Origin of the sequence: Pseudarthrobacter sp. NPDC059871 (genome assembly GCF_042731175.1) — a bacterium.
In the GTDB taxonomy this organism is placed as follows: Bacteria; Actinomycetota; Actinomycetes; order Actinomycetales; family Micrococcaceae; genus Arthrobacter.
The window spans coordinates 127,366-148,159 of record NZ_JBHWJV010000007.1 but is presented as its reverse complement, the minus strand read 5'-3'; the positions used below and the strand labels follow the sequence as shown (position 1 = coordinate 148,159).

19 protein-coding genes are annotated in these 20,794 nt (G+C 66.6%); 15 read left to right on the top strand and 4 right to left on the bottom strand.

Features of this window, described 5'->3' with window-relative positions:
* Positions 1–81 precede the first annotated feature (81 nt).
* Together efp and nusB are read left to right on the top strand one after the other, a co-directional pair.
* Complete coding sequence (gene efp / locus ACFV4R_RS11380) at positions 82–645, top strand: elongation factor P (RefSeq protein ID WP_377203537.1); 564 nt, start codon at positions 82–84, stop codon at positions 643–645.
* Positions 645–1,055 (top strand): transcription antitermination factor NusB, encoded by a 411-nt coding sequence (nusB, locus tag ACFV4R_RS11375; protein WP_045732544.1) that lies wholly within the window; start codon positions 645–647, stop codon positions 1,053–1,055. The genes efp and nusB overlap by 1 nt, the downstream gene beginning before the upstream one ends.
* A gap of 169 nt (positions 1,056–1,224) precedes the next feature.
* Here nusB and ACFV4R_RS11370 read toward each other — a convergent pair whose 3' ends face one another.
* Positions 1,225–2,502, bottom strand: coding sequence for a PrsW family glutamic-type intramembrane protease (locus ACFV4R_RS11370; protein ID WP_377203538.1), 1,278 nt, complete (start codon positions 2,500–2,502; stop codon positions 1,225–1,227).
* Positions 2,503–2,679: 177 nt separating this feature from the next.
* On the opposite strand from ACFV4R_RS11370, the gene pyrR reads away from it, so the two are divergent.
* The 13 genes from pyrR (at position 2,680) to ACFV4R_RS11305 (ending at position 17,870) form a co-directional block, all read left to right on the top strand.
* Positions 2,680–3,267: a bifunctional pyr operon transcriptional regulator/uracil phosphoribosyltransferase PyrR gene (gene pyrR / locus ACFV4R_RS11365; protein ID WP_377203539.1), complete on the top strand. Its 588-nt coding sequence runs from the start codon at positions 2,680–2,682 to the stop codon at positions 3,265–3,267.
* Complete coding sequence (locus ACFV4R_RS11360) at positions 3,264–4,292, top strand: aspartate carbamoyltransferase catalytic subunit (protein WP_377203540.1); 1,029 nt, start codon at positions 3,264–3,266, stop codon at positions 4,290–4,292. The genes pyrR and ACFV4R_RS11360 overlap by 4 nt, the downstream gene beginning before the upstream one ends.
* The gene (locus ACFV4R_RS11355; protein ID WP_377203541.1) at positions 4,292–5,641 is read left to right on the top strand and encodes a dihydroorotase; all 1,350 of its coding nucleotides are present in this window, start codon (positions 4,292–4,294) and stop codon (positions 5,639–5,641) included. Before ACFV4R_RS11360 ends, ACFV4R_RS11355 begins: the two co-directional genes overlap by 1 nt.
* Entirely contained in the window at positions 5,641–6,159 is a 519-nt protein-coding gene (locus tag ACFV4R_RS11350; RefSeq protein WP_377203542.1) for a hypothetical protein, read from the top strand. Before ACFV4R_RS11355 ends, ACFV4R_RS11350 begins: the two co-directional genes overlap by 1 nt.
* 19 nt (positions 6,160–6,178) lie before the next feature.
* The gene (gene carA / locus ACFV4R_RS11345) at positions 6,179–7,474 is read left to right on the top strand and encodes a glutamine-hydrolyzing carbamoyl-phosphate synthase small subunit (RefSeq protein ID WP_377203543.1); all 1,296 of its coding nucleotides are present in this window, start codon (positions 6,179–6,181) and stop codon (positions 7,472–7,474) included.
* Positions 7,474–10,803 (top strand): carbamoyl-phosphate synthase large subunit, encoded by a 3,330-nt coding sequence (carB, locus tag ACFV4R_RS11340; RefSeq protein WP_377203544.1) that lies wholly within the window; start codon positions 7,474–7,476, stop codon positions 10,801–10,803. Before carA ends, carB begins: the two co-directional genes overlap by 1 nt.
* Positions 10,796–11,668 carry an orotidine-5'-phosphate decarboxylase gene (gene pyrF / locus ACFV4R_RS11335; protein WP_377203545.1) on the top strand — a complete coding sequence of 291 codons (873 nt, stop codon included), beginning with the start codon at positions 10,796–10,798 and terminating at the stop codon, positions 11,666–11,668. Before carB ends, pyrF begins: the two co-directional genes overlap by 8 nt.
* 122 nt (positions 11,669–11,790) lie before the next feature.
* On the top strand, positions 11,791–12,108 hold the full coding sequence (mihF, locus tag ACFV4R_RS11330; protein ID WP_015937189.1) for an integration host factor, actinobacterial type: 318 nt from the start codon (positions 11,791–11,793) through the stop codon (positions 12,106–12,108).
* Between the two features lie 52 nt (positions 12,109–12,160).
* The gene (gene gmk, locus ACFV4R_RS11325) at positions 12,161–12,754 is read left to right on the top strand and encodes a guanylate kinase (protein ID WP_377203546.1); all 594 of its coding nucleotides are present in this window, start codon (positions 12,161–12,163) and stop codon (positions 12,752–12,754) included.
* A 15-nt stretch (positions 12,755–12,769) separates the two neighbouring features.
* Complete coding sequence (gene rpoZ / locus ACFV4R_RS11320; RefSeq protein ID WP_003800778.1) at positions 12,770–13,030, top strand: DNA-directed RNA polymerase subunit omega; 261 nt, start codon at positions 12,770–12,772, stop codon at positions 13,028–13,030.
* 36 nt (positions 13,031–13,066) lie between these two features.
* Complete coding sequence (coaBC, locus tag ACFV4R_RS11315) at positions 13,067–14,314, top strand: bifunctional phosphopantothenoylcysteine decarboxylase/phosphopantothenate--cysteine ligase CoaBC (RefSeq protein ID WP_377203547.1); 1,248 nt, start codon at positions 13,067–13,069, stop codon at positions 14,312–14,314.
* Between the two features lie 87 nt (positions 14,315–14,401).
* A complete protein-coding gene (metK, locus tag ACFV4R_RS11310) occupies positions 14,402–15,637 on the top strand; it encodes a methionine adenosyltransferase (RefSeq protein ID WP_377203548.1) in 1,236 nt (411 codons plus the stop codon).
* A 106-nt stretch (positions 15,638–15,743) separates the two neighbouring features.
* Positions 15,744–17,870, top strand: coding sequence for a primosomal protein N' (locus ACFV4R_RS11305; RefSeq protein ID WP_377203549.1), 2,127 nt, complete (start codon positions 15,744–15,746; stop codon positions 17,868–17,870).
* A 28-nt stretch (positions 17,871–17,898) separates the two neighbouring features.
* On the opposite strand, the gene ACFV4R_RS11300 is transcribed toward ACFV4R_RS11305, so the two are convergent.
* Genes ACFV4R_RS11300 through ACFV4R_RS11290 form a run of 3 tightly spaced genes read right to left on the bottom strand, consistent with a single transcriptional unit; the run spans position 17,899 to position 20,785 of the window.
* Complete coding sequence (locus ACFV4R_RS11300) at positions 17,899–18,975, bottom strand: glycosyltransferase family 4 protein (protein WP_377203550.1); 1,077 nt, start codon at positions 18,973–18,975, stop codon at positions 17,899–17,901.
* Positions 18,972–19,901, bottom strand: coding sequence for an alpha/beta fold hydrolase (locus ACFV4R_RS11295; protein WP_377203551.1), 930 nt, complete (start codon positions 19,899–19,901; stop codon positions 18,972–18,974). Before ACFV4R_RS11295 ends, ACFV4R_RS11300 begins: the two co-directional genes overlap by 4 nt.
* 8 nt (positions 19,902–19,909) lie before the next feature.
* A complete protein-coding gene (locus tag ACFV4R_RS11290; RefSeq protein ID WP_377203552.1) occupies positions 19,910–20,785 on the bottom strand; it encodes an aldo/keto reductase in 876 nt (291 codons plus the stop codon).
* Positions 20,786–20,794 lie beyond the last annotated feature (9 nt).

Genomic DNA, 20,794 nt, shown 5'->3' with positions numbered 1-20,794 from the left:
ACGTGCAGGCACGCCATGCGGCGGACTGCCCGGCATAGAACGTCTGACTACGCGCCAGACTGAGAAACCTAAGGAAACCCAGTGGCAACCACGAACGACATTAAGAACGGAACGGTCCTGAAGCTCGAGGGCCAGCTCTGGAACATCATCGAGTTCCAGCACGTCAAGCCCGGCAAGGGTGGCGCTTTCGTGCGTACGAAAATGCGCAACGTGATGTCCGGCAAGGTTGTGGACAAGACGTTCAACGCCGGCCTCAAGATCGAAACCGCCACGGTTGACCGCCGGGACTACCAGTACCTGTACCAGGACGGCGCCGACTTCGTGTTCATGGACACCACGGATTACGACCAGATCACCGTCTCCGGCGCCACCGTGGGCGACGCCACCAACTTCATGCTCGAGAACCAGATGGTCAACATCGCCATCCACGAGGGCAACCCGCTCTACATCGAACTGCCGCCGAGCGTTGTCCTGGAAATCACCTACACCGAGCCCGGCCTGCAGGGCGACCGCTCCTCCGCAGGCACCAAGCCGGCCACGCTGGAAACCGGCTACGAGATCCAGGTTCCGCTGTTCGTCGAAAACAACACCAAGGTCAAGGTGGACACCCGTGACGGCAGCTACCTCGGCCGGGTCTCTGAGTAGTGAGCGCACGCGGTAAAGCCCGCAGCAGGGCACTGGATGTTCTTTTCGAAGCGGAGCAGCGCTCCGTGTCTGCCTTTGACGTCCTGCGTGCACGGCGCGAAAAGACCGACCAGATCGTCAACCCCTACACCCTGGAAATCGTCGAAGGCGTAGTATCCCGCCAGTCAGCCATCGACGAGTTCCTGGAAACCTATTCGCAGGGCTGGAGCCTGGAGCGCATGCCTTCGGTGGACCGGATCATCCTGCGTATCGGCACCTGGGAACTGCTTTACAACGACGACGTCCCCGATGGCGTCGCCGTCAGCGAGGCCGTGGCCCTGGCCAAGACCTTGTCCACGGACGAGTCGCCCCAGTTCATCAATGGGCTCCTGGGACGCCTGCAGCAGCTGAAGCCGTCGCTGCTGGCCTGACCCACGAACCAGCCATGAAGGCCGCACCCCCCCGGGGGTGCGGCCTTCGGGCGTTAACGTGGCCAGCCGCCGTCGAACCCTGTCCTGTTCGCAGGTCAGGACCTGCAAGGTCCGGTTCCGCGACCAAGCCCGGGATGTGACGAAGGAACCCAAAGCACCCGACGCGCGGCTAGGCGACGATTGCCGCCCGGAGTGCCAATACCCGTTGCAGCTGCTTACGTTCCTCCGCCTGGTGCAGCTGCACATCGCGGCCGCTGAGGATCCGCTGCCGGATATTGGCCAGCAGCGTGGCCGCCCTGAGGAAATCCTTCATCTGCTGTTTCTTGCCGTAGCCGGCAGCCCAGTTCAGCACGGTCCGCCGGCCGCCAATGGTGCCCAGCAATTCGACCTCCGCCGGGGTAAACCAGCCCGCGGCGGAGTACTCCAGCAGCCGCTGCCTTGTCAGCCGTTTTTCGGCCACCCGCAGCACCACAATCCCGGCAACTGCAAGGCAGAAAATCGGCACCTGGACCACGATGTAGTCCACCAGGAAGCCGCTGCCCATGCTGTTCCACCGGTTATGCAGGAACATCGCCGGCAGCAGCCCCACGAAGAAGGCCAGGATGGAAGCTCCGGTGTGCCATCGCCGGGCCGCGAAGCCCATGATCAGCCCGGTGGTCCCGGTAAAGATGGCGTGGGCGAACGGGGACATCACGCCGCGGAGGAAGAACACCTGGGCAAAATCGCCACCCGGACCCGGCGCCTCGGCGATGGCGCGGCCGAAATAGAGGATGTTTTCGGTGAACGCGAAGCCGCCGGCAATCGTGAAGGCAAAAACCACGCCGTCCACCGGACCGTCGAAATGTTTCCTGGCCAGCAGCAGGAGGACCAGCAGGCCAAGGGACTTCGCGAACTCCTCGACGATGGGTGCCTGCACTGTGGCCATGTAGGTCCGCAAGTCCGGTTCATCCGAGAACTGGAACGTCAGCACAAACAGTGGCTGCACCAGCAAAGTGACGGCAATCGACACGGCCGCGCCCCAGGTGAAGGCGAAGAACAGCAGCCGCTTAGGCTCCGGCTCCCACTTATCGATGATGACAACAGCCAGCAGTACCAGGGACAGCGGTATCAGCGACGCGACGAAGCCACCCACGAAGCCGGCAGTCCCCGTGTTGGCCAGCAGGAACGGCACCACCAGGAACAGGCTGAGGAACGCGAGGATTCCACCCGCCACCGTGAGGCCGACCAGTCCGCCGTTCAGCCTGCCCGGCCTGCGTGCCGCTCCCTGGTCCGGTGGAGGCAGGACGCTGCTGACGGGACGGCCGCGGTGGTCCGGGGCGGCCAGGTAATGCTGCGGCGCCACCTGGCCCATCCAGCTGGGATTCGCTGGGCCGGGCAGGGGACTGGAGGCGCCCGGGTGGGGACCGTAGGGCGGGCCCGACGGCGGCTGGTGGGGATGCATCGACATATCCGCAAGCCTAGGTGGCGCGTTGGCCCGGTCCAAGGACCGTCCGCAGGCCGCGTTTCAATGTGACGATCAACGCGTTGATCCGGCGCCGCCGGGCCGCGGGCCTATGGTAATTTTGAAACGCACATGATCCTTTTTTAATTCCGTCCTGTGAGGCGGGGAAAGGGGAGACGAGCGTTGACATCTGTCACCAGCGCACCGGTTCCAGCCAGGGTAGTACTCAGCCAGGCTGACATAGACCGTGCCCTCACTCGTATCGCCCATGAGATCCTCGAAGCCAACAAGGGATCCCGGGACCTGGTCCTGTTGGGCATTCCCCGCCGCGGATATCCGCTGGCAGTCCGGCTGGCCGGGAAGATCGCCGCCGCGGACAACACCGTTGATGCCGCCGCCATTGTCGGCCAACTGGACGTCACCATGTTCCGGGATGACCTTTCGCACCAGGGAACCCGCCCGCCGTACCCCACCAAACTGCCCCGTACAGGCATCGACAACAAAGTCGTGGTCCTGATCGACGACGTCCTGTACTCCGGCCGGACCATCCGGGCAGCGCTCGACGCCCTCGTGGACCTCGGCCGCCCGCGCATCGTCCGGCTCGCCGTCCTGATCGACCGCGGCCACCGCGAGCTGCCCATCCGCGCCGACCATGTGGGCAAGAACCTGCCCACCTCCTCCGTGGAAAAGGTCCGGGTCCGGCTCGAAGAGACCGACACCCCCGCCGGCGGAGCCCCCGTCAACGAAGTCGTGATTGAGGGTGGACTGTGAAGCACCTGCTCTCCACCCAGGACCTCAGCCTGCACAACGCCATCCGAATCCTCGATACCGCCGAGGAGATGTCGGCCGTAGGCGACCGCGAAGTCAAGAAGCTTCCCGCCCTGCGCGGCCGCACCGTGGTCAACCTCTTCTTCGAAGATTCCACCCGCACCAGGATTTCCTTCGAAGCGGCGGCCAAGCGGTTGTCCGCGGACGTCATCAATTTCGCCGCCAAGGGATCATCGGTCTCCAAGGGTGAATCCCTCAAGGACACCGCCCAGACGCTCTCCGCGATGGGGGCTGACGCCGTCGTCATCCGCCACTGGGCCTCCGGTGCACCGCACCGGCTCGCCGCGACGGACTGGATCGATGCCGGGGTGATCAACGCAGGCGACGGCACCCACGAACACCCCACCCAGGCACTGCTGGACGCCTTCACCATGCGCCGGCACTGGGCGAAACTGTCGGGTACTCCTTCCGAAGGCGCGGACCTGTTGGGCATGCGCGTGGCGATTGCCGGGGACGTCCTGCACTCACGCGTGGCCCGTTCCAATGTCTGGCTCCTGCGCACGCTGGGTGCGGAAGTCACCCTGGTGGCTCCTCCCACCCTGCTGCCCATCGGCGCCGAAAAGTGGCCCTGCAGCGTCAGCTACAACCTCGACGAAACAATCGCCCAGGGCGTTGACGCCGTGATGATGCTCCGTGTCCAGGGCGAACGCATGAACGCTTCGTTCTTCCCCAGCACCCGCGAATACTCACGCCGGTGGGGCTTCGATGACAACCGCCTGCGTGCCCTCGACAGCCTGGGCATGAAGGACACCATCATCATGCACCCGGGCCCCATGAACCGGGGGCTCGAAATCAGCGCAGCCGCAGCAGACTCACCGCGTTCCACCGTCCTCGCGCAGGTCCGCAACGGCGTGTCCGTGCGGATGGCTGCGCTGTACCTGCTGCTCTCCGGGGACACCCGGGAAACAGCCGCAACCCCGGTCCTGGCCGCTGCCGGAACCGCCCATTCCACCAAGGAGAGCATCTGATGGCCGGCAACACCGGAACGTACTTGATCCAAGGCGCCTCCATCCTCGGCGGCGAGCCGGCAGACCTGCTGATCCGCGACGGCATCATCGCCGAAGTCGGCACGGGACTCTCGCCGGAAGGACAGGACGGGGACGTCACGGTCATCGACGCCGCGGGCCTGGTGGCGCTTCCCGGCATGGTGGATGTGCACACCCACCTCCGCGAACCCGGCAGGGAAGACGCGGAAACCGTGGAGACCGGAACCCGTGCAGCTGCCCTCGGCGGGTACACGGCCGTCCACGCCATGGCCAACAGCACTCCCGTGGCCGATACCGCCGGTGTAGTGGAGCAGGTATACACCCTGGGACGCGCCGCAGGCTGGGTTGACGTCCGCCCGGTTGGCGCCGTCACGGTGGGCCTGGCGGGGGAGCAGCTGGCTGAACTGGGTGCCATGGCCGATTCCCGGGCCAGGGTCAGGATGTTCTCCGACGACGGCATCTGCGTCCACGACCCCGTCCTGATGCGCCGGGCGCTGGAGTACGTCAAGGCGTTCGACGGCGTGGTGGCCCAGCACGCGCAGGAACCGCGCCTCACCGCCGGGGCACAGATGAACGAAGGCGAGGTGTCCGCCGTCCTCGGCCTGACCGGCTGGCCCGCCGTTGCCGAGGAAAGCATCATTGCCCGCGACGTGCTGCTCGCCCAGCACGTCGGCTCCCGGCTGCACGTCTGCCATGTGTCCACCGCCGGTTCGGTGGAAATCATCCGCTGGGCCAAGGAACGCGGAATCAACGTCACCGCCGAGGTCACTCCGCACCACCTGCTACTCACCGACGACCTGGTCCGCAGCTACGATCCTGTCTTCAAGGTTAATCCGCCGCTGCGCACCGACTCCGACGTCCAGGCATTGCGCGCCGGGCTGGCAGACGGCACCATCGACGTTGTGGGAACCGACCATGCGCCGCACCCCAGCGAGCACAAGGAATGCGAATGGGCACAGGCGGCCATGGGCATGACCGGCCTGGAAACCGCGCTGTCCGTGGTCCAGCACACGATGATCGAGACAGGCCTGATGACCTGGGCCGACTTCGCCCGCGTCACATCCGCGGCGGCTGCGCAGATCGGCCGGCTGGAAGACCAGGGCCGTCCGCTCGAAGCCGGCGAACCCGCCAACGTCATCCTGGTGGACCCCGCCGCCCGCTGGACCGTGGACCCGTTCAAGATGGCCACCATGGGCCGCAACTCGCCCTTCAAGGGACGCGAGCTCCCGGGCAAGGTGGTGGCCACGTTCTTCAAGGGCCACCCCACAGTCTTGGACGGCGAACTCAACACGCCCTACCCGCACGCCGCAGTCGAGGCAGGCGCCGCCTGATGGAAAAGATCCTTCCGGGACTGGCGATGCTGGCGATTATCGCCGTCGTCTTTGTCCTCCTCGGCATTGGCTGGCGCAACCGCCTGAAGCGCCAGTCCGACGTCGGGCCCCTGCCCCAGGCGCCCGCAGAACCGGGGGAGCCGTCCGCCGAAGCGGAGGGACAGTACGTTGCCACCACCACCGGCGGCGACTGGCTTGACCGCGTGGCGGTCCACAGCCTCGGCATCCGCACCAACGCAACCCTGGCCGTATACACGGACGGTGTGCTGTTCGACCGTGCCGGCGCCCCCGCCCTCTACATCCCCGCCGCATCGCTCACCGGCGTACGGCAGGAAAGCGGGATGGCCGGCAAGTTCGTGGAGAAGGACGGCCTGCTCGTCCTCACCTGGCTGCACGGCTCCCACGAACTGGACACCGGATTCCGGACCCGCCGCGCGGCGGACAAGGACACCCTGTACACAGCACTCCAGGAATTGATCACTTCAGCCCCGGCGGCTGACGCCACCAGTGGAAAGTAAGACAGTGAAAGCGAATACAGTGACTTCAACCACCGCCACCCCGGCAGCCCCCGCTGCGCTCGTCCTCGAAGACGGACGCATCTTCCGCGGCACCAGCTACGGTGCCACCGGAACCGCCCTGGGCGAAGCCGTCTTCGCCACGGGCATGACCGGATACCAGGAGACCATCACGGATCCTTCCTACGCCCGGCAGCTGGTGGTCCAGACCGCACCGCACATCGGCAACACCGGCGTCAACAGCGAAGACGCCGAATCGCGCCGCATCTGGGTGGCCGGCTACATCGTCCGCGATGCCGCCCGCCGTCCCTCCAACTGGCGCTCCGAACGGTCCCTGGACGAAGAACTCGTCGAGCAGGGCATCGTGGGTATCCAGGGCGTGGACACCCGGGCCATCACCCGCCACCTCCGCGAACACAAGACCATGCGCGCCGGCATCTTCTCCGGCGACGCCGCCCGGGCAACGGACAAGGAACTGGTGGACGCCGTCCTCGCCAGCGCCCCCATGGAAGGCGCCCGCCTGGCCGAGGAAGTCAGCGTTGACGAAGCCTACGTGGTGGAACCCAAGGACCACGGCTGGGACGCCGAACCCCGGTTCAGCATCGCCGCCATCGACCTCGGCATCAAGGCCATGACCCCTGTCCGGTTCGCCGAGCGCGGCGTTCGTGTCCACGTCCTGCCCGCCACCGCCACACTGGAGGACGTCAAGGCGGTCAACCCGGACGGCTTCTTCATGTCCAACGGACCCGGCGACCCCGCCACCGCCGACGCCCAGGTCAAGCTGCTCCGCTCCGTCCTCGACGAGAAGCTGCCGTACTTCGGCATCTGCTTCGGCAACCAGATCCTGGGCCGTGCCCTCGGGTTCGGCACCTACAAGCTCCGCTACGGCCACCGCGGGATCAACCAGCCCGTCATGGACCGCCGCACCGGCAAGGTGGAAATCACCTCCCAGAACCATGGTTTTGCCGTGGACGCACCGCTCGACGGCGCCACCCAGGCCCCGGAGGAGCGCTACGGCCGGGTGGAGGTCAGCCACGTCAGCCTGAACGACGACGTCGTGGAAGGCCTCGCCTGCCTCGACATCCCGGCTTTCTCGGTGCAGTACCACCCCGAGGCCGCGGCCGGCCCGCACGACGCCGCGTACCTGTTCGACCGCTTCATTGACCTGATGGACGGCACCCGGGACGGCAAGACCGCCAACGAGTCCAAGGATCCCGTGGACTCCGCCCACCCCGCGAACGCGGACAACGCAGCAGCAGGCAGCACAAAATCCGCCGCGCCGAAAAACTCCGACACCAAGACTGAGGACAAGAAGTAATGCCCAAGAGAACTGACCTTAAGAGCGTCCTGGTCATCGGTTCCGGCCCGATCGTCATCGGCCAGGCCGCCGAATTCGACTACTCCGGTACCCAGGCACTGCGTGTCCTCAAGGAGGAAGGCCTCCGCGTCATCCTCGTGAACTCCAACCCGGCCACCATCATGACCGACCCCGAGTTCGCCGACGCCACCTACATCGAGCCCATCACCCCCGAGGTGGTGGAGAAGATCATCGCCAAGGAACGCCCGGATGCCGTGCTGCCCACCCTGGGTGGCCAGACGGCGCTCAACACGGCCATCGCGCTGGACAAGAACGGTGTGCTCGAGAAGTACAACGTGGAACTCATCGGTGCGAACATCGCCGCCATTGAGCTCGGCGAAGACCGCGAAAAGTTCAAGGGCGTGGTTGAGCGCTGCGGTGCCGAATCCGCCCGCAGCCACATCATCCACTCCATGGACGAAGCCCTCGAGGCAGCCAAGGACCTTGGCTACCCGATGGTGGTCCGCCCCTCCTTCACCATGGGCGGCCTGGGCTCCGGCCTTGCCTACAACGAGGACGACCTCCGCCGCATTGTCGGCCAGGGCCTCCAGTACAGCCCCACCAGCGAGGTCCTGCTCGAAGAGAGCATCCTCGGCTGGAAGGAATACGAGCTCGAGATGATGCGGGACAAGAACGACAACGTGGTTGTCGTCTGCTCCATCGAGAACTTCGACCCCGTGGGCGTGCACACCGGCGACTCCATCACCGTGGCGCCGGCCCTCACCCTGACCGACCGTGAGTACCAGAAGCTCCGTGACGTCTCCATCGCCGTGATCCGTGAAGTGGGCGTGGACACCGGCGGCTGCAACATCCAGTTCGCCATCGACCCCGCCACCGGCCGCGTGGTGGTCATCGAAATGAACCCCCGCGTCTCCCGTTCTTCGGCCCTGGCGTCAAAGGCCACCGGGTTCGCGATCGCCAAGATCGCCACCAAGCTGTCTCTGGGCTACACACTGGATGAGATCCCCAACGACATCACCCAGAAGACCCCGGCGTCCTTCGAACCGACGCTCGACTATGTTGTGGTCAAGGTTCCCCGCTTCGCGTTCGAGAAGTTCCCGGCTGCCGACAACACCCTCACCACCACCATGAAGTCGGTGGGCGAAGCCATGGCCATGGGCCGCAACTTCACCGAAGCCCTGCAGAAGGCCCTCCGCTCCCTGGAGCAGAAGGGCTCGCAGCTGGACTTCAGCTCCGTGCCGGAGTACGAGGTCGCCGAGCTCATCGAAAAGGCCAAGCGCCCCACCACGGACCGCCTGTACCAGGTTCAGCGCGCCCTGCTGGGCGGCGCCACCGTGGAACAGCTCTTCGAGGCCACCAAGATCGATCCGTGGTTCCTGGACCAGCTCGAACTCCTCAACGAGGTTTCCCGTGAGATCCGCCAGGCCGGCGCCCTCACCACGGACATGCTGCAGCGCGCCAAACGCCAAGGCTTCTCCGACGAGCAGATCGGCGCCTTGACGCACAACTCCGAGGCAGTGGTCCGCGGAGTCCGCCAGGCCCTGGGCATCCGCCCCGTCTACAAGACCGTTGACACCTGCGCCGCCGAGTTCGCTGCTTACACGCCGTACCACTACTCGGCCTACGACGAGGAGGATGAGGTTGCGCTGCACTCCAAGCCGTCCATCCTGATCCTCGGCTCAGGCCCCAACCGCATCGGCCAGGGCATCGAGTTCGACTACTCCTGCGTCCACGCCTCCATGGCGCTGCGCAAGGCCGGCTACGAGACCGTGATGGTCAACTGCAACCCCGAAACCGTCTCCACGGACTACGACGTCTCCACCCGCCTGTACTTCGAGCCGCTGACGCTTGAAGACGTGCTGGAAGTCATCGCGGCTGAGGAGCGCACCGGCGGCGTCATGGGCGTCTTCGTCCAGCTCGGCGGCCAGACCCCGCTGAAGCTGGCCCAGCAGCTGGCCGACGCCGGCGTGCCCATCCTCGGCACCTCCCCGGAGGCCATCGACCTTGCCGAACACCGTGGCGCCTTCTCCCGCGTGCTGGACAAGGCCGGCCTGGTTTCCCCGAAGAACGGCACCGCCGTGTCCTTCGAGGACGCCAAGAAGATCGCCGACGAAATCGGCTACCCGGTGCTGGTCCGCCCGTCCTACGTCCTCGGCGGCCGCGGCATGGAGATCGTCTACGACGAGCCCAACCTCTCCCGATACATCGCCAACGCCACCGAGATCACCCCGGACCACCCCGTCCTGATTGACCGCTTCCTGGAAGACGCCGTCGAAATCGACGTCGACGCGCTCTTTGACGGCACCGACATGTACCTGGGCGGCATCATGGAGCACATCGAGGAGGCCGGCATCCACTCCGGCGACTCCGCCTGTGTCCTGCCGCCGATCACGCTGGGAAACAACGTGATCGAACGCGTCCGCACGGCCACCCGCGCCATCGCCGAGGGCGTTGGCGTCCGCGGCCTGATCAACATCCAGTTCGCGCTGGCCTCCGACGTCCTGTACGTCCTCGAAGCCAACCCGCGGGCCTCTCGCACCGTGCCGTTCGTCTCCAAGGCCACCGGCGTCCAGATGGCAAAGGCGGCCGCCCTGATCGGGACCGGAGTGACCATCAACCAGCTCCGCACCGCCTACAAGATGCTGCCCGAAACCGGCGACGGATCCACCCTGCCCCTGGACGCGCCCGTGGCCGTCAAGGAAGCGGTGCTGCCGTTCAGCCGGTTCCGCACTCCTGAAGGAAAAGTCGTGGACTCGCTGCTTGGCCCGGAAATGCGCTCCACCGGCGAGGTCATGGGCATCGATAAGCACTTCGACACCGCCTTCGCCAAGAGCCAGGCGGGCGCCAACAACGCCCTGCCCACCGAGGGTAAGGTCTTCGTTTCCGTGGCCAACCGGGACAAGCGCTCCGTGATCATGGGCGTCAAGCGGCTCTCCGACCTCGGCTTCGAGATCGTTTCCACCGGCGGCACCGCCGATGTGCTGCGCCGCAACGGCATCGCGGCCACCCCGGTGCGCAAGGTTGCCGAAGGCAGCAGCGCCGAGGGCGAGGGCACCATTGCCGACCTCGTCGTCGCCGGCGAGATCGACATGGTGTTCAACACGCCCTCAGGCGGAGAGGCCCGCAGCGACGGCTACGAACTCCGCGCAGCCGCAACGTCCATCGGCATCCCCTGCATCACCACGGTGGCCGAGTTCAACGCGGCCGTGCAGGCGATCGAGGCCATGCGCACGTACGAATGGTCCGTCACCAGCCTCCAGGAACACGCCGCAGCGCTGGGCGAATCCCAGAAAGCCGCAGCCGCGAAGGCAGACCTGCAGCATGCCTGAGCAGGTACCAGCGCACGCTGAAGCACGGGGCCGGGAGTCGTTCGGCTCCCGGCTCGGCGCCGCCATGGCCTCCCGCGGCCCGCTGTGCGTGGGCATCGACCCTCACCCGGCACTGCTGAAGAGCTGGGGATTGGCCGACGACGTTGCGGGCCTGCGCCGCTTCTCGCTCACCGTGGTGGAGGCGGTGGCGTCGCTCGCTGCCGCGGTCAAGCCGCAGGTAGCGCTCTTCGAGCGCCACGGCTCCGCCGGCATGGCGGTGCTGGAGGAAGTCCTGGCTGAGGCGCGGGACCAGTCCGTCCTGACCATCGCAGACGCCAAGCGAGGCGACATCGGCTCCACCATGGCGGCCTACGCTGACGCCTGGCTCCGCGACGAATCCCCGCTGGCGGCAGACTCTGTCACCCTCAGCCCCTACCTCGGCTTCGAGTCCCTGCGCCCGGCGTTGGACCTCGCGGCCCAGACCGGGCGCGGCGTCTTCGTCCTGGCGCTGACCTCCAACCCGGAGGGCGCGTCCGTGCAGCACGTCGGGGGAGCGGACTCCGTGGCGCGCCGGATCACGTCCGCAGCAGCCCGTGAGAACGAGCGGTACGAAGGAAGCCTTGGCTCGGTGGGCCTGGTGGTGGGGGCCACGGTCGGCACTGCCCTGGCGGACCTTGACCTCGACCTTGCAGCCGTCCGGGGTCCCATCCTGGCTCCCGGGCTGGGCGCCCAGGGGGCAACGCCGGCGGACCTACGGGCCACCTTCGGGGATGCCTATCCGCTGGTTTTGGGCACCTCCAGCCGGGACATCCTGGCTGCGGGCCCGGAACACCGCGGATTGCGGGAAGCCGCTCAGCGCACCCTGGCAGGCCTGCGCCGGGGCTGAGCGGGGAATAGTTCCCGGTTTGCGCCCATCCATTGATTCATCCAGCACCAGAGGGTAGTTTCAGGACAGGTCCAAGGGCGGCCGCCCTTGGATAAATTCCGCCGATTCCGGGGGTATGCGCCATGGTACTGCGACCGTTATCCGCGTCGGAACGGGCCGAGGCCCTGGGCAAGGCGGCAGCCGCACGGGCAGCCCGGGCTGCCGCCAAAGAAAGCCTCAAGAACGGCAAACGGTCCGCAGCCGACATCATCGACTCGGCCGCAGCCGACGACGCCCTGGCGAGGATGCGGGTGTCCGAACTCCTCGAAGCGCTGCCGGGCATCGGCAAGGTGCGGGCGGCAGCCATCATGGAACAACTGGGCATTGCCGCGTCCCGCCGCGTCCGGGGCCTCGGCGTCCACCAGCGGCGGGCGCTGGTAGATTTTATAGACGAACATTAGGGCAGGCCGGCGCCGGCCCACCCCACACCCCCAAACCTCGGCAAAGGAATACGTGAGCAAGAAACCCGGACTGACAGTCCTCGCAGGTCCGACAGCTGTAGGCAAAGGCACCGTATCCACCTATATCCGCGACAACTACCCCGAGGTCTGGCTCTCCGTCTCAGCCACCACCCGTGCTCCCCGCCCGGGTGAAGTGGACGGCGTGCACTACTTCTTCAAGTCCACCGAGGAGTTTGAACGGCTCATCGCGGCGGGTGAACTCCTGGAGTGGGCAGTAGTGCATGGCCAAAACACTTACGGAACTTTGAAGAGCACCGTCAACGATGCCATTGAGGAAGGGCGTTCCGTCCTTCTGGAAATCGACCTCCAGGGTGCGCGCCAGGTCAAGGAAGCCGTCCCGGACGCCAAGTTCGTGTTCCTCGCCCCGCCCACCTGGGACGAAATGGTGCGCCGGCTCGTGGGCCGCGGCACAGAAACCCCCGAAGAACAGCAGCGCCGGCTGGAAACCGCTAAACTGGAACTTGCTGCTGAACCGGAGTTCGATCACACCGTCATCAATGACGATGTCCGCCGGGCAGCGGACGAGCTTGTTTCACTCATGGGGCTGACCCCTCACGCACACCTGCAGGAACCGTCAGCCCGCTAGAATTTTGGAGAATTCGTGTCCACGAACCTTGAAGGCATCATCAACCCGCCGATCGACTCGCTGCTCGAAGCAGCCGACTCCAAGTACGGCCTGGTCATCTTCGGTGCCAAGCGCGCTCGTCAGATCAACGCCTACTACGCCCAGCTGCACGAGGGACTCTTCGAGTACGTCGGCCCCCTGGTAGACACCAAGCTGAACGAGAAGTCCCTCTCGATCGCCCTGCGCGAGATCAACGAGGGCAAGCTGGTATCCACACCGATCGAAGCCGCAGAGTAACAATCTGCCGCATGACGTGCTGCTGACGGAGGTCACGTGCGCATAGTCCTCGGAGTCGGGGGAGGGATAGCCGCCTACAAGGTGGCATCGCTCCTCCGGCTTTTTACTGAAGCCGGCCACCATGTCACGGTCATCCCCACGGAGGCGGCAACCCGCTTCGTCGGGACTGCCACCTGGGAGGCCCTCTCCGGCAACCCCGTCAGCAACAGCGTCTTCGACGACGTCCACCAGGTCAACCACGTCCGGCTGGGCCACGAGGCAGACCTCGTGGTCATCGCGCCGGCTACGGCCGACCTCCTGGCCAAAGCGGCCACGGGCCAGGCAGGCGACCTCCTCACCAACACGCTGCTGATGGCCCACGGCCCTGTCCTTTTCGCGCCCGCCATGCACACCGAGATGTGGCAGCACCCCGCAACCCGGGCCAACGTGGAAACACTTCGCGGCCGCGGTGCGGCGGTACTGGAGCCGGCTTCCGGCAGGCTTACAGGCTCGGATTCCGGGCCGGGACGGCTGCCTGAACCTGACGCCATCTTTGACGCCGCCATGGCATTGGTCCACGGACGAACCGATTTCCAGCTTCCGCTGGCCGGCAAGACCGTCACCATCAGCGCCGGCGGAACACGCGAACCACTGGATCCCGTCCGCTTCCTGGGCAACAGGTCCTCCGGCAAGCAGGGCGTCGCCCTGGCCGTCGCTGCGAGGAACGCCGGGGCCACCGTCCGGCTGCTCGCAGCCCACATGGAAGTCCCGCCGCCCTCCGGCGTCGAGGTGGTCAACGTCGAAACTGCCCTGCAATTGCGCGAGGCCGCGCTGGCAGCCGCGGCTGATTCGGACGTCGTCATCATGTCCGCTGCCGTGGCAGACTTCCGCCCTGCCGCAATCTCGGACACAAAAATCAAGAAACGCGACGACACTGCAGATCCCGTCATCACCCTGGTCCGCAACCCGGACATCCTGCAGGAACTCGTCGAGCGCCGCAACCAGGGGGCCACTGGTCCTGCAGCTGATGGCCAGCTCATAGTGGGCTTCGCTGCCGAAACAGGCGACCAGCATGGCGATGTCCGTGCGTACGCGGAGGCGAAACTCCAGCGCAAGGGCTGCGACCTGCTGGTGGTCAACCATGTCGGCTCGGACAAGGTCTTCGGCAAGGACACCAATTCGGTGGTCATCCTGGCCCGTTCCGGCTCCGAACCCCAAGAGGCGTCCGGCACCAAGGCAGACGTTTCCGCGGCCATCATCAGCCGCATCGGCTTCGAACTGAACCAGGTGTCACCCCGGGCGTGACGTGTTTAGTACCACGTTTGCTTAGTACCGTGACATCCCGCGACGTCTCCTGACGGCCGCGCGTGATCCAACCAGTAAGGTAGTTGAGTGACTTTACCGCTGCACCTTCACCAGACCTCCGGGGCTACGCCCTCGTCCCTTCGGCTCTTCACCTCGGAGTCCGTCACCGAAGGCCACCCGGACAAGATCTGCGACCAGATCAGTGACGCCATCCTGGACGCCCTGCTGTCCAAGGACCCGGAGTCCCGCGTAGCCGTGGAAACCATGGCCACCACCGGGCTGGTGCACGTCGCCGGCGAAGTCACCACCGACGCCTACGTGGAGATCCCGCAGATTGTCCGGGAGACCATCCTCGGCATCGGCTACGACTCGTCCGCCAACGGCTTCGACGGCGCACGCTGTGGAGTGTCGGTGTCCATCGGGCAGCAGTCCAATGACATCGCCGGGGGAGTCTTCAATTCCCTCGAGGCCCGTGAAGGACGCCAGGAGGACGACTACGACCTCCAGGGCGCCGGCGACCAGGGCCTGATGTTCGGATATGCGAGCGATGAAACGCCGTCCTACATGCCCACCCCCATCTGGCTGGCGCACCGCCTGTCCGAACGCCTCACGGAAGTCCGCAAATCCGGCGAACTTGCCTACCTGCGCCCCGATGGCAAGACCCAGGTCACGGTAGGTTACGACCACGACAGGCCTGTCTCCGTTGAAACCGTGGTGATCTCGAGCCAGCACGCTGAGGGCGCCAGCCTGGAACAGCTCCGGTCCGACCTCGCCTCGATCGTCATCAAACCAGTCCTCGCCGCCGCGAACCTTGATGTTTCCCGGGCGGCCAACATCCTCAACCCCGCCGGCGAATTCGTCATCGGCGGTCCCGTGGGTGACGCCGGGCTGACCGGCCGCAAGATCATCGTCGACACCTACGGCGGCATGGCCCGCCACGGCGGCGGCGCATTCTCCGGCAAGGACCCGTCAAAGGTGGACCGTTCCGCCGCGTACGCCATGCGGTGGGTTGCCAAGAACGTCGTGGCCGCCGGACTGGCCAAGCGCGCCGAGATCCAGATCGCGTACGCGATCGGCCAGGCCCGCCCCGTAGGCACCTACGTTGAAACGTTCGGCACCGAGACTGTTGACCCTGCACAGATCAGTGCCGCCATCGCCGAGATCTTCGATCTTCGCCCGCGGGCCATCATCGACGCCCTGGACCTGAAGCGCCCCATCTACGCCAAGACGGCAGCGCACGGACACTTTGGCCGGGACGATCCCGACTTCACCTGGGAACGCCTTGACCGCGTTGACGACCTGAAGGCCTACTTCAACGCCTAGCCTCCAGGCTGCGGGGGACCGAGCCGCCGCGCACGGGCCGCGCGGATGTCGGTGCCCCGTGGTTGGCTGGCCTTTTCCGCCCGGGAGCTGAACGGAGGTAGCCGCCATGGCCAAAGACTCCGCACAGCCCTCCCTGGACCCTTCAGTCCCCGGCGGCGGGCCCGTCCAGCCAACGCTGCTGCAGGGCTTCCCTGCCAGCACCCAGCCGGTCGGCATACCCCTCGCAGAACACCTGCCGGTGGCGCGGGTCATGGTGGAATCCTCCCTGCCGCACCTCGACCGCCCCTTCGACTACGCCGTACCCGCGGTCATGGACGCCGACGCCAAGCCCGGGGTCCGCGTCAAAGTGCCCTTCAACGGCCAACAGCTCAAGGGCTTCCTGATGGACAGGCTTTCCGTGTCCGACGCCGGCCACACGCTTGTGCCGCTGGCGAAGGTGGTCTCCCCGGTGCCTGTCCTCAGCCCGGCCGTGGCAGAGCTCGCCACCTCCGTTGCAGCCCGGTATGCGGGAACCGTCAGCGACGTCCTTCGGCTCGCAGTGCCCCCGCGCATGGCCAGGCTGGAAAAGGAATACCTTTCCGGTCCCGAAGAAGCAGTTCCCGTGCCGGCTGGCAGTGAAGGCGAGGGCAGCCCGTCCTTCGGCGCATGGGCCGGCTACCGTAACGGCCTCGCTTTCCTCCGCCACCTCTCAGCCGGCGGATCCCCCCGCGCCGTCATCAATCCCCTGCAAGGCTATGGCCCGTCCGGCTGGCCCCAACTGCTGGCTGAGGCCGTCGCCGCAACCTACGCCTCCGGGCGCGGAGCCGTGGTGGTGGTCCCGGACTACCGCGACCTTGACCGGCTGGAGCAGGCTCTCACGGCAATGATTCCGGCGGAGGCGGTGGCCAGGCTCACGGCCGACGACGGGCCCACACCGCGGTACCGCAGCTTCCTGCGGCTCCTGGCCGGCACTGCCCGGGTTGCCATCGGCACCAGGTCGGCAGCGTTCGCGCCAGTGGCCAACCTGGGCCTGGTGGCTTGCTGGGACGACGGTGACGATCTCCACATTGACCAGCGTGCCCCCTATGCCCACACCCGCGAGGTCCTGCTCCTGCGCGCCGGACAGGAAGGTACGGCCTGCCTCCTTGCCGGCCATGCCCGGAGTACCGAGGTGCAGAGGCTTGTTGACGCCGGCTGGGCCCTTCCCGTCGAACCTGACCGGCAGACCATCAGGCGCACGGTACCGCGGGTCCTCAACACCGCGGACAGCTTCGAACAGGAACGGGACCCCCTCGCCCGGATCGCACGCCTGCCCGGTGCCGCGTGGCGGGCCGCCAAGGAGGGGCTCGAACGCGGGCCGGTACTGATCCAGGTGGCACGGGCAGGCTACGCGCCGTCGCTGGTGTGCGACTCCTGCCGCGAACCTGCCCGGTGCGGCAACTGCCAGGGGCCGCTGGCCCTGGGCGGAAGCTCAGCCATACCGCAGTGCCGCTGGTGTTCGACGCCGGCACCGGACTGGCAGTGCGTGCACTGCACCGGCCGGCGGCTTCGCAAGGGCGCCACGGGCGTGCTACGGACGGCGGAGGAGCTGGGCCGCGCTTTCCCGGGCACCACGGTGGTCACATCGTCCGGTGATCAGGTGAAGGCCGTGGTAGGCCATGGCAAGGCGCTGGTGGTGGCCACGGTGGGGGCTGAGCCGGTGGCTGAGGGAGGCTACGCCGCAGCGCTGCTGCTGGACGGCGATTCATTGCTGCGCCGCGAAACCCTCCGCGCCGGCGAGGACACCGTCCGGCGGTGGTTCAATGCCGCAGCCCTGGTGCGTCCTGCTTCCGAGGGCGGACTGGCCGTCATCACCGCCGGGGACACAGCTGCGGTGGGTGCGCTGCTGCGCTGGGATCCGGCGGGCTACGCCCAGCGGGAGTTGTCGCTGCGGGTAGAACTTCAGCTGCCTCCCGCCGTCCGCATTGCGTCCGTTACAGGCCCTCGGGCCGCCGTCGAACACTTCACCGGGGCAGTCTCGGCAGACCTGGCCGGCGCCGGCATCCACCTGCGCCTGGCAGGCCCTGCCCCCGTGCTGCTGGCGGGGCCGCCGGCAGCCGGCCGCTCCGGCGAGGACGTCCGGACCCTGCTGTTCTTCCCCTACGGCCAGGCCGCCGTCGTGGTCCGCGTCCTGCGGGCTACCCGTTCTGCGGTGGCTGCAAAACGGGCCTTCGACCCCTTTCAACTCCGCCTGGACGGCGTGGACGTCCTCTAGTGGATGGGGGCTCCGCGGCGGGAAGCTGCTACCGGCGCCGTTTTGCCACGATTTCCCGGGCCGTGTCCATCAGCTGGCGTGCTGATTCATCCCAGGTGAATTCGTTGGCGCGGATCACGGACAGCCGGGAGGTCTCCTGCCAGTGTTCGTCATCCTGCAACCGGGCCACGGCTTCCGAGAACTGGGAGGGCGAGGCGGGGTCGACGTAGGTGGCGGCGTCACCGCCCACTTCCCGGAAGATCGGGATGTCGCTGGCGATCACGGGTGTCCCCACGGCCATGGCTTCCACGAGCGGAAGGCCATAGCCCTCGGCGCGGGACAGGCTCACCAGGGCAGTGGCCGTCCTCAGGTAGGAGTCGTACTCCGCATCCGTCACCCCGTTGTGGAAGACCACGGAGGCTCCGGCAGGGACCAGCAGCTCCAGTTCCGCGCGCCGCTCGGGCGTGATCCGGCTCAGCAGGTGAAGGGTGTAGCCGGGCAGGCCGGCCATCCCGGCCAGCATTGTTTCCACGTTCTTGTAGGGCATGAACGAGCCCATGTAGACGATGGTCTTGTCGGCGCCGTCCCCGGGGCGGCGCGGTTCCTGCGCAGGCTGGGGCGCGTTGCTGATGATCCGCACCGGACGCCGGGTCAGGCGGTACTTGGCGATCAGCGCCTCAGTGGTCCGGCTGATGGTGGCCACGGTGTCGGCCCGGTTGAGGAGCAGGCGCTGGGGCCAGTACGCCTTGTGGTACAGCCGCCACAGCAGCCGCACCGGCGCGGGGAGGAACCCGGGCGGGGCGGGGTGTTCGTAGTAGATCAGGTCGTGCAGCGTCAGCACCAGCCCGTACTTGCGGCCCCAGGTTCCCATTGTCTGCATGGGACAGACCACCACATCGGCGTTCAGCGGGTTCACCTTGCGCGCAACGAACAGCTCCAGCGGTGAGAGCGGACTGTTGATGAGGGTGTAGGGAACGTCAGGCAGCAGGACCAGTTGCCGCTTGTCCGAGATCAGCATGCTGACGTCCGCGATCTTCGCCGTGGCCGCGATCAGGCTGGCACCGTAGCGGCTGATGCCGTCGTGGTGGTCGGTCCGGGTAAAACGGGCGTCGATGACGATCTTCACGCGGGGTGGTCCTTCAGGAAGGTTCGGATATGGCGGGCGGCCGGTTCCGGCGTCTCGTAGTGGATCAGGTGCCCGACGCCGGGGATCACCTTGAGTTCGGCGTCGGGCAGGAGCGCCAGGAGTTTGTGCTGGTCCGGCAGGGTGGCGATCTCGTCTTTCTCCCCGGCGATCAGCAGCACGGGAAGTGTGAGGCCGGCGGCCACCTCGCTGACGTGGTGGCTGACCGAGGCAGTGAAGGACTCCAGCAGGCTGTCCCTGTCCGCGAAGGAACTGAAGTAGGCATGATGCTGGCCGTGGATGAAGGTGCGGAGCTCCCTGTCTCCGGTCTTGGCCATGGTTTCACTCATGATCCGGACAATCAGCGGGTTGCGGAGCAGCGCCTGGCCGGCCCTGTTGGGGAGTCGTGCGGCGAGGCGGTAGTAGAGGACCGCCAGCCTGGTCATGATTCCCTTGGGACCCTCAAGGGCCGGGGCAGCGATGGGATTGACCAGGATGAGCGGGTTCACGGCCCCCGGGTGGCGGGCCGCAAAGTGCGAGGCGACTATGGACCCGAACGAATGCCCCAGCAGAACCGTGTCCGGTCCGAGGGACAAGGACTCCATGAACGCCGTGATGAACCGGCCGTACTGTTCCACCGAGTGGGCACCGGACGGGAAAGCCGCGGAACTCCCGAAGCCGGGCAGGTCCGGCATGATGATCCTCATGTCGGGGAGCTCATCGGCAACCCGCAGGAGCCCATGGTGGTCACCGCGGAATCCGTGTATGACCAGTATTGTCCGCGTTCCGGGCTGCTCCTGCACCGGCTCGTAGGTCCAGTAGGCAACGGACGCGCCGTCGAGGTCCAGCGTTGAAGCGGTGGTGCGGGCCGCCAGATCCGTGCTGAAGAAGCTGGGCGTGCCGGAGCCGCCCTGGTGTGTTGTGTTCATGCGTGGTCCTAGTTGACGTTGTCCGGGTGGGAGCCGGTGCGGTGACCGCGGTCCAGGCCTGCGAGCGCCGCCATGTCCCGGGATGACAGCTCGAACCCGAAGACATCAAGGTTCTCCCGGATGCGTGCCTCTGAGCTGGCCTTCGGGATGGCGACGTGGCCCAGCTGCATGTGCCAGCGGAGAATGACCTGCGCGGGCGTCCGCCGGTGCTCGGCAGCGCACGCCTGGATGACGGGGTCGGCCAGGACCTGGCCGCGCCCCAGGGGGCTCCACGCCTCGGTCAGGATGCCGAGTTCCTGATGCTTGTGGCGGAGCTCCTCCTGCTGGAGCCAGGGGTGGAGTTCGATCTGGTTGACGGCCGGCACCACTTCGGCCGTCTGCAGGAGCCGGTCCAGGTGGGCCGGCTGGAAGTTGCTGACGCCGATGGCCCGCACCCTGCCCTCCCGGTACAGCGTTTCGAGGGCACGGTAGGTTTCCGGGAACAGACCCTTGCGCGGGCAGGGCCAGTGGATGAGGTACAGGTCCACGTAGTCCAGCCCCAGGTTGACCATGGAGTCATCGAAGGCCCGCAGCGCTGCGTCGTAGCCGTGGTGGTCGTTCCAGAGTTTCGTGGTGACGAAGATATCCTCCCGGGAGATTCCCGGAAACAGCTCCCCGGATCCTCCGCCGATTCCCGCGGATGGTGAGCCGAGCTGGGCGCTGATGCCCCGGGCAGCACCTGTTTCGTTGCCGTACATGGCAGCTGTGTCAAAGTGGCGGTAGCCGGCGGCGAGCGCTGTCTGCACCAGACCTGCGGCGTCGGCAGGTGGCACCTTGTAAAGCCCGAACCCGAGCTGGTTGATCAGCACGCCGTTGTTCAGGCTCAGCCGCGGTGAGGTTTTCATGGTTCCGAC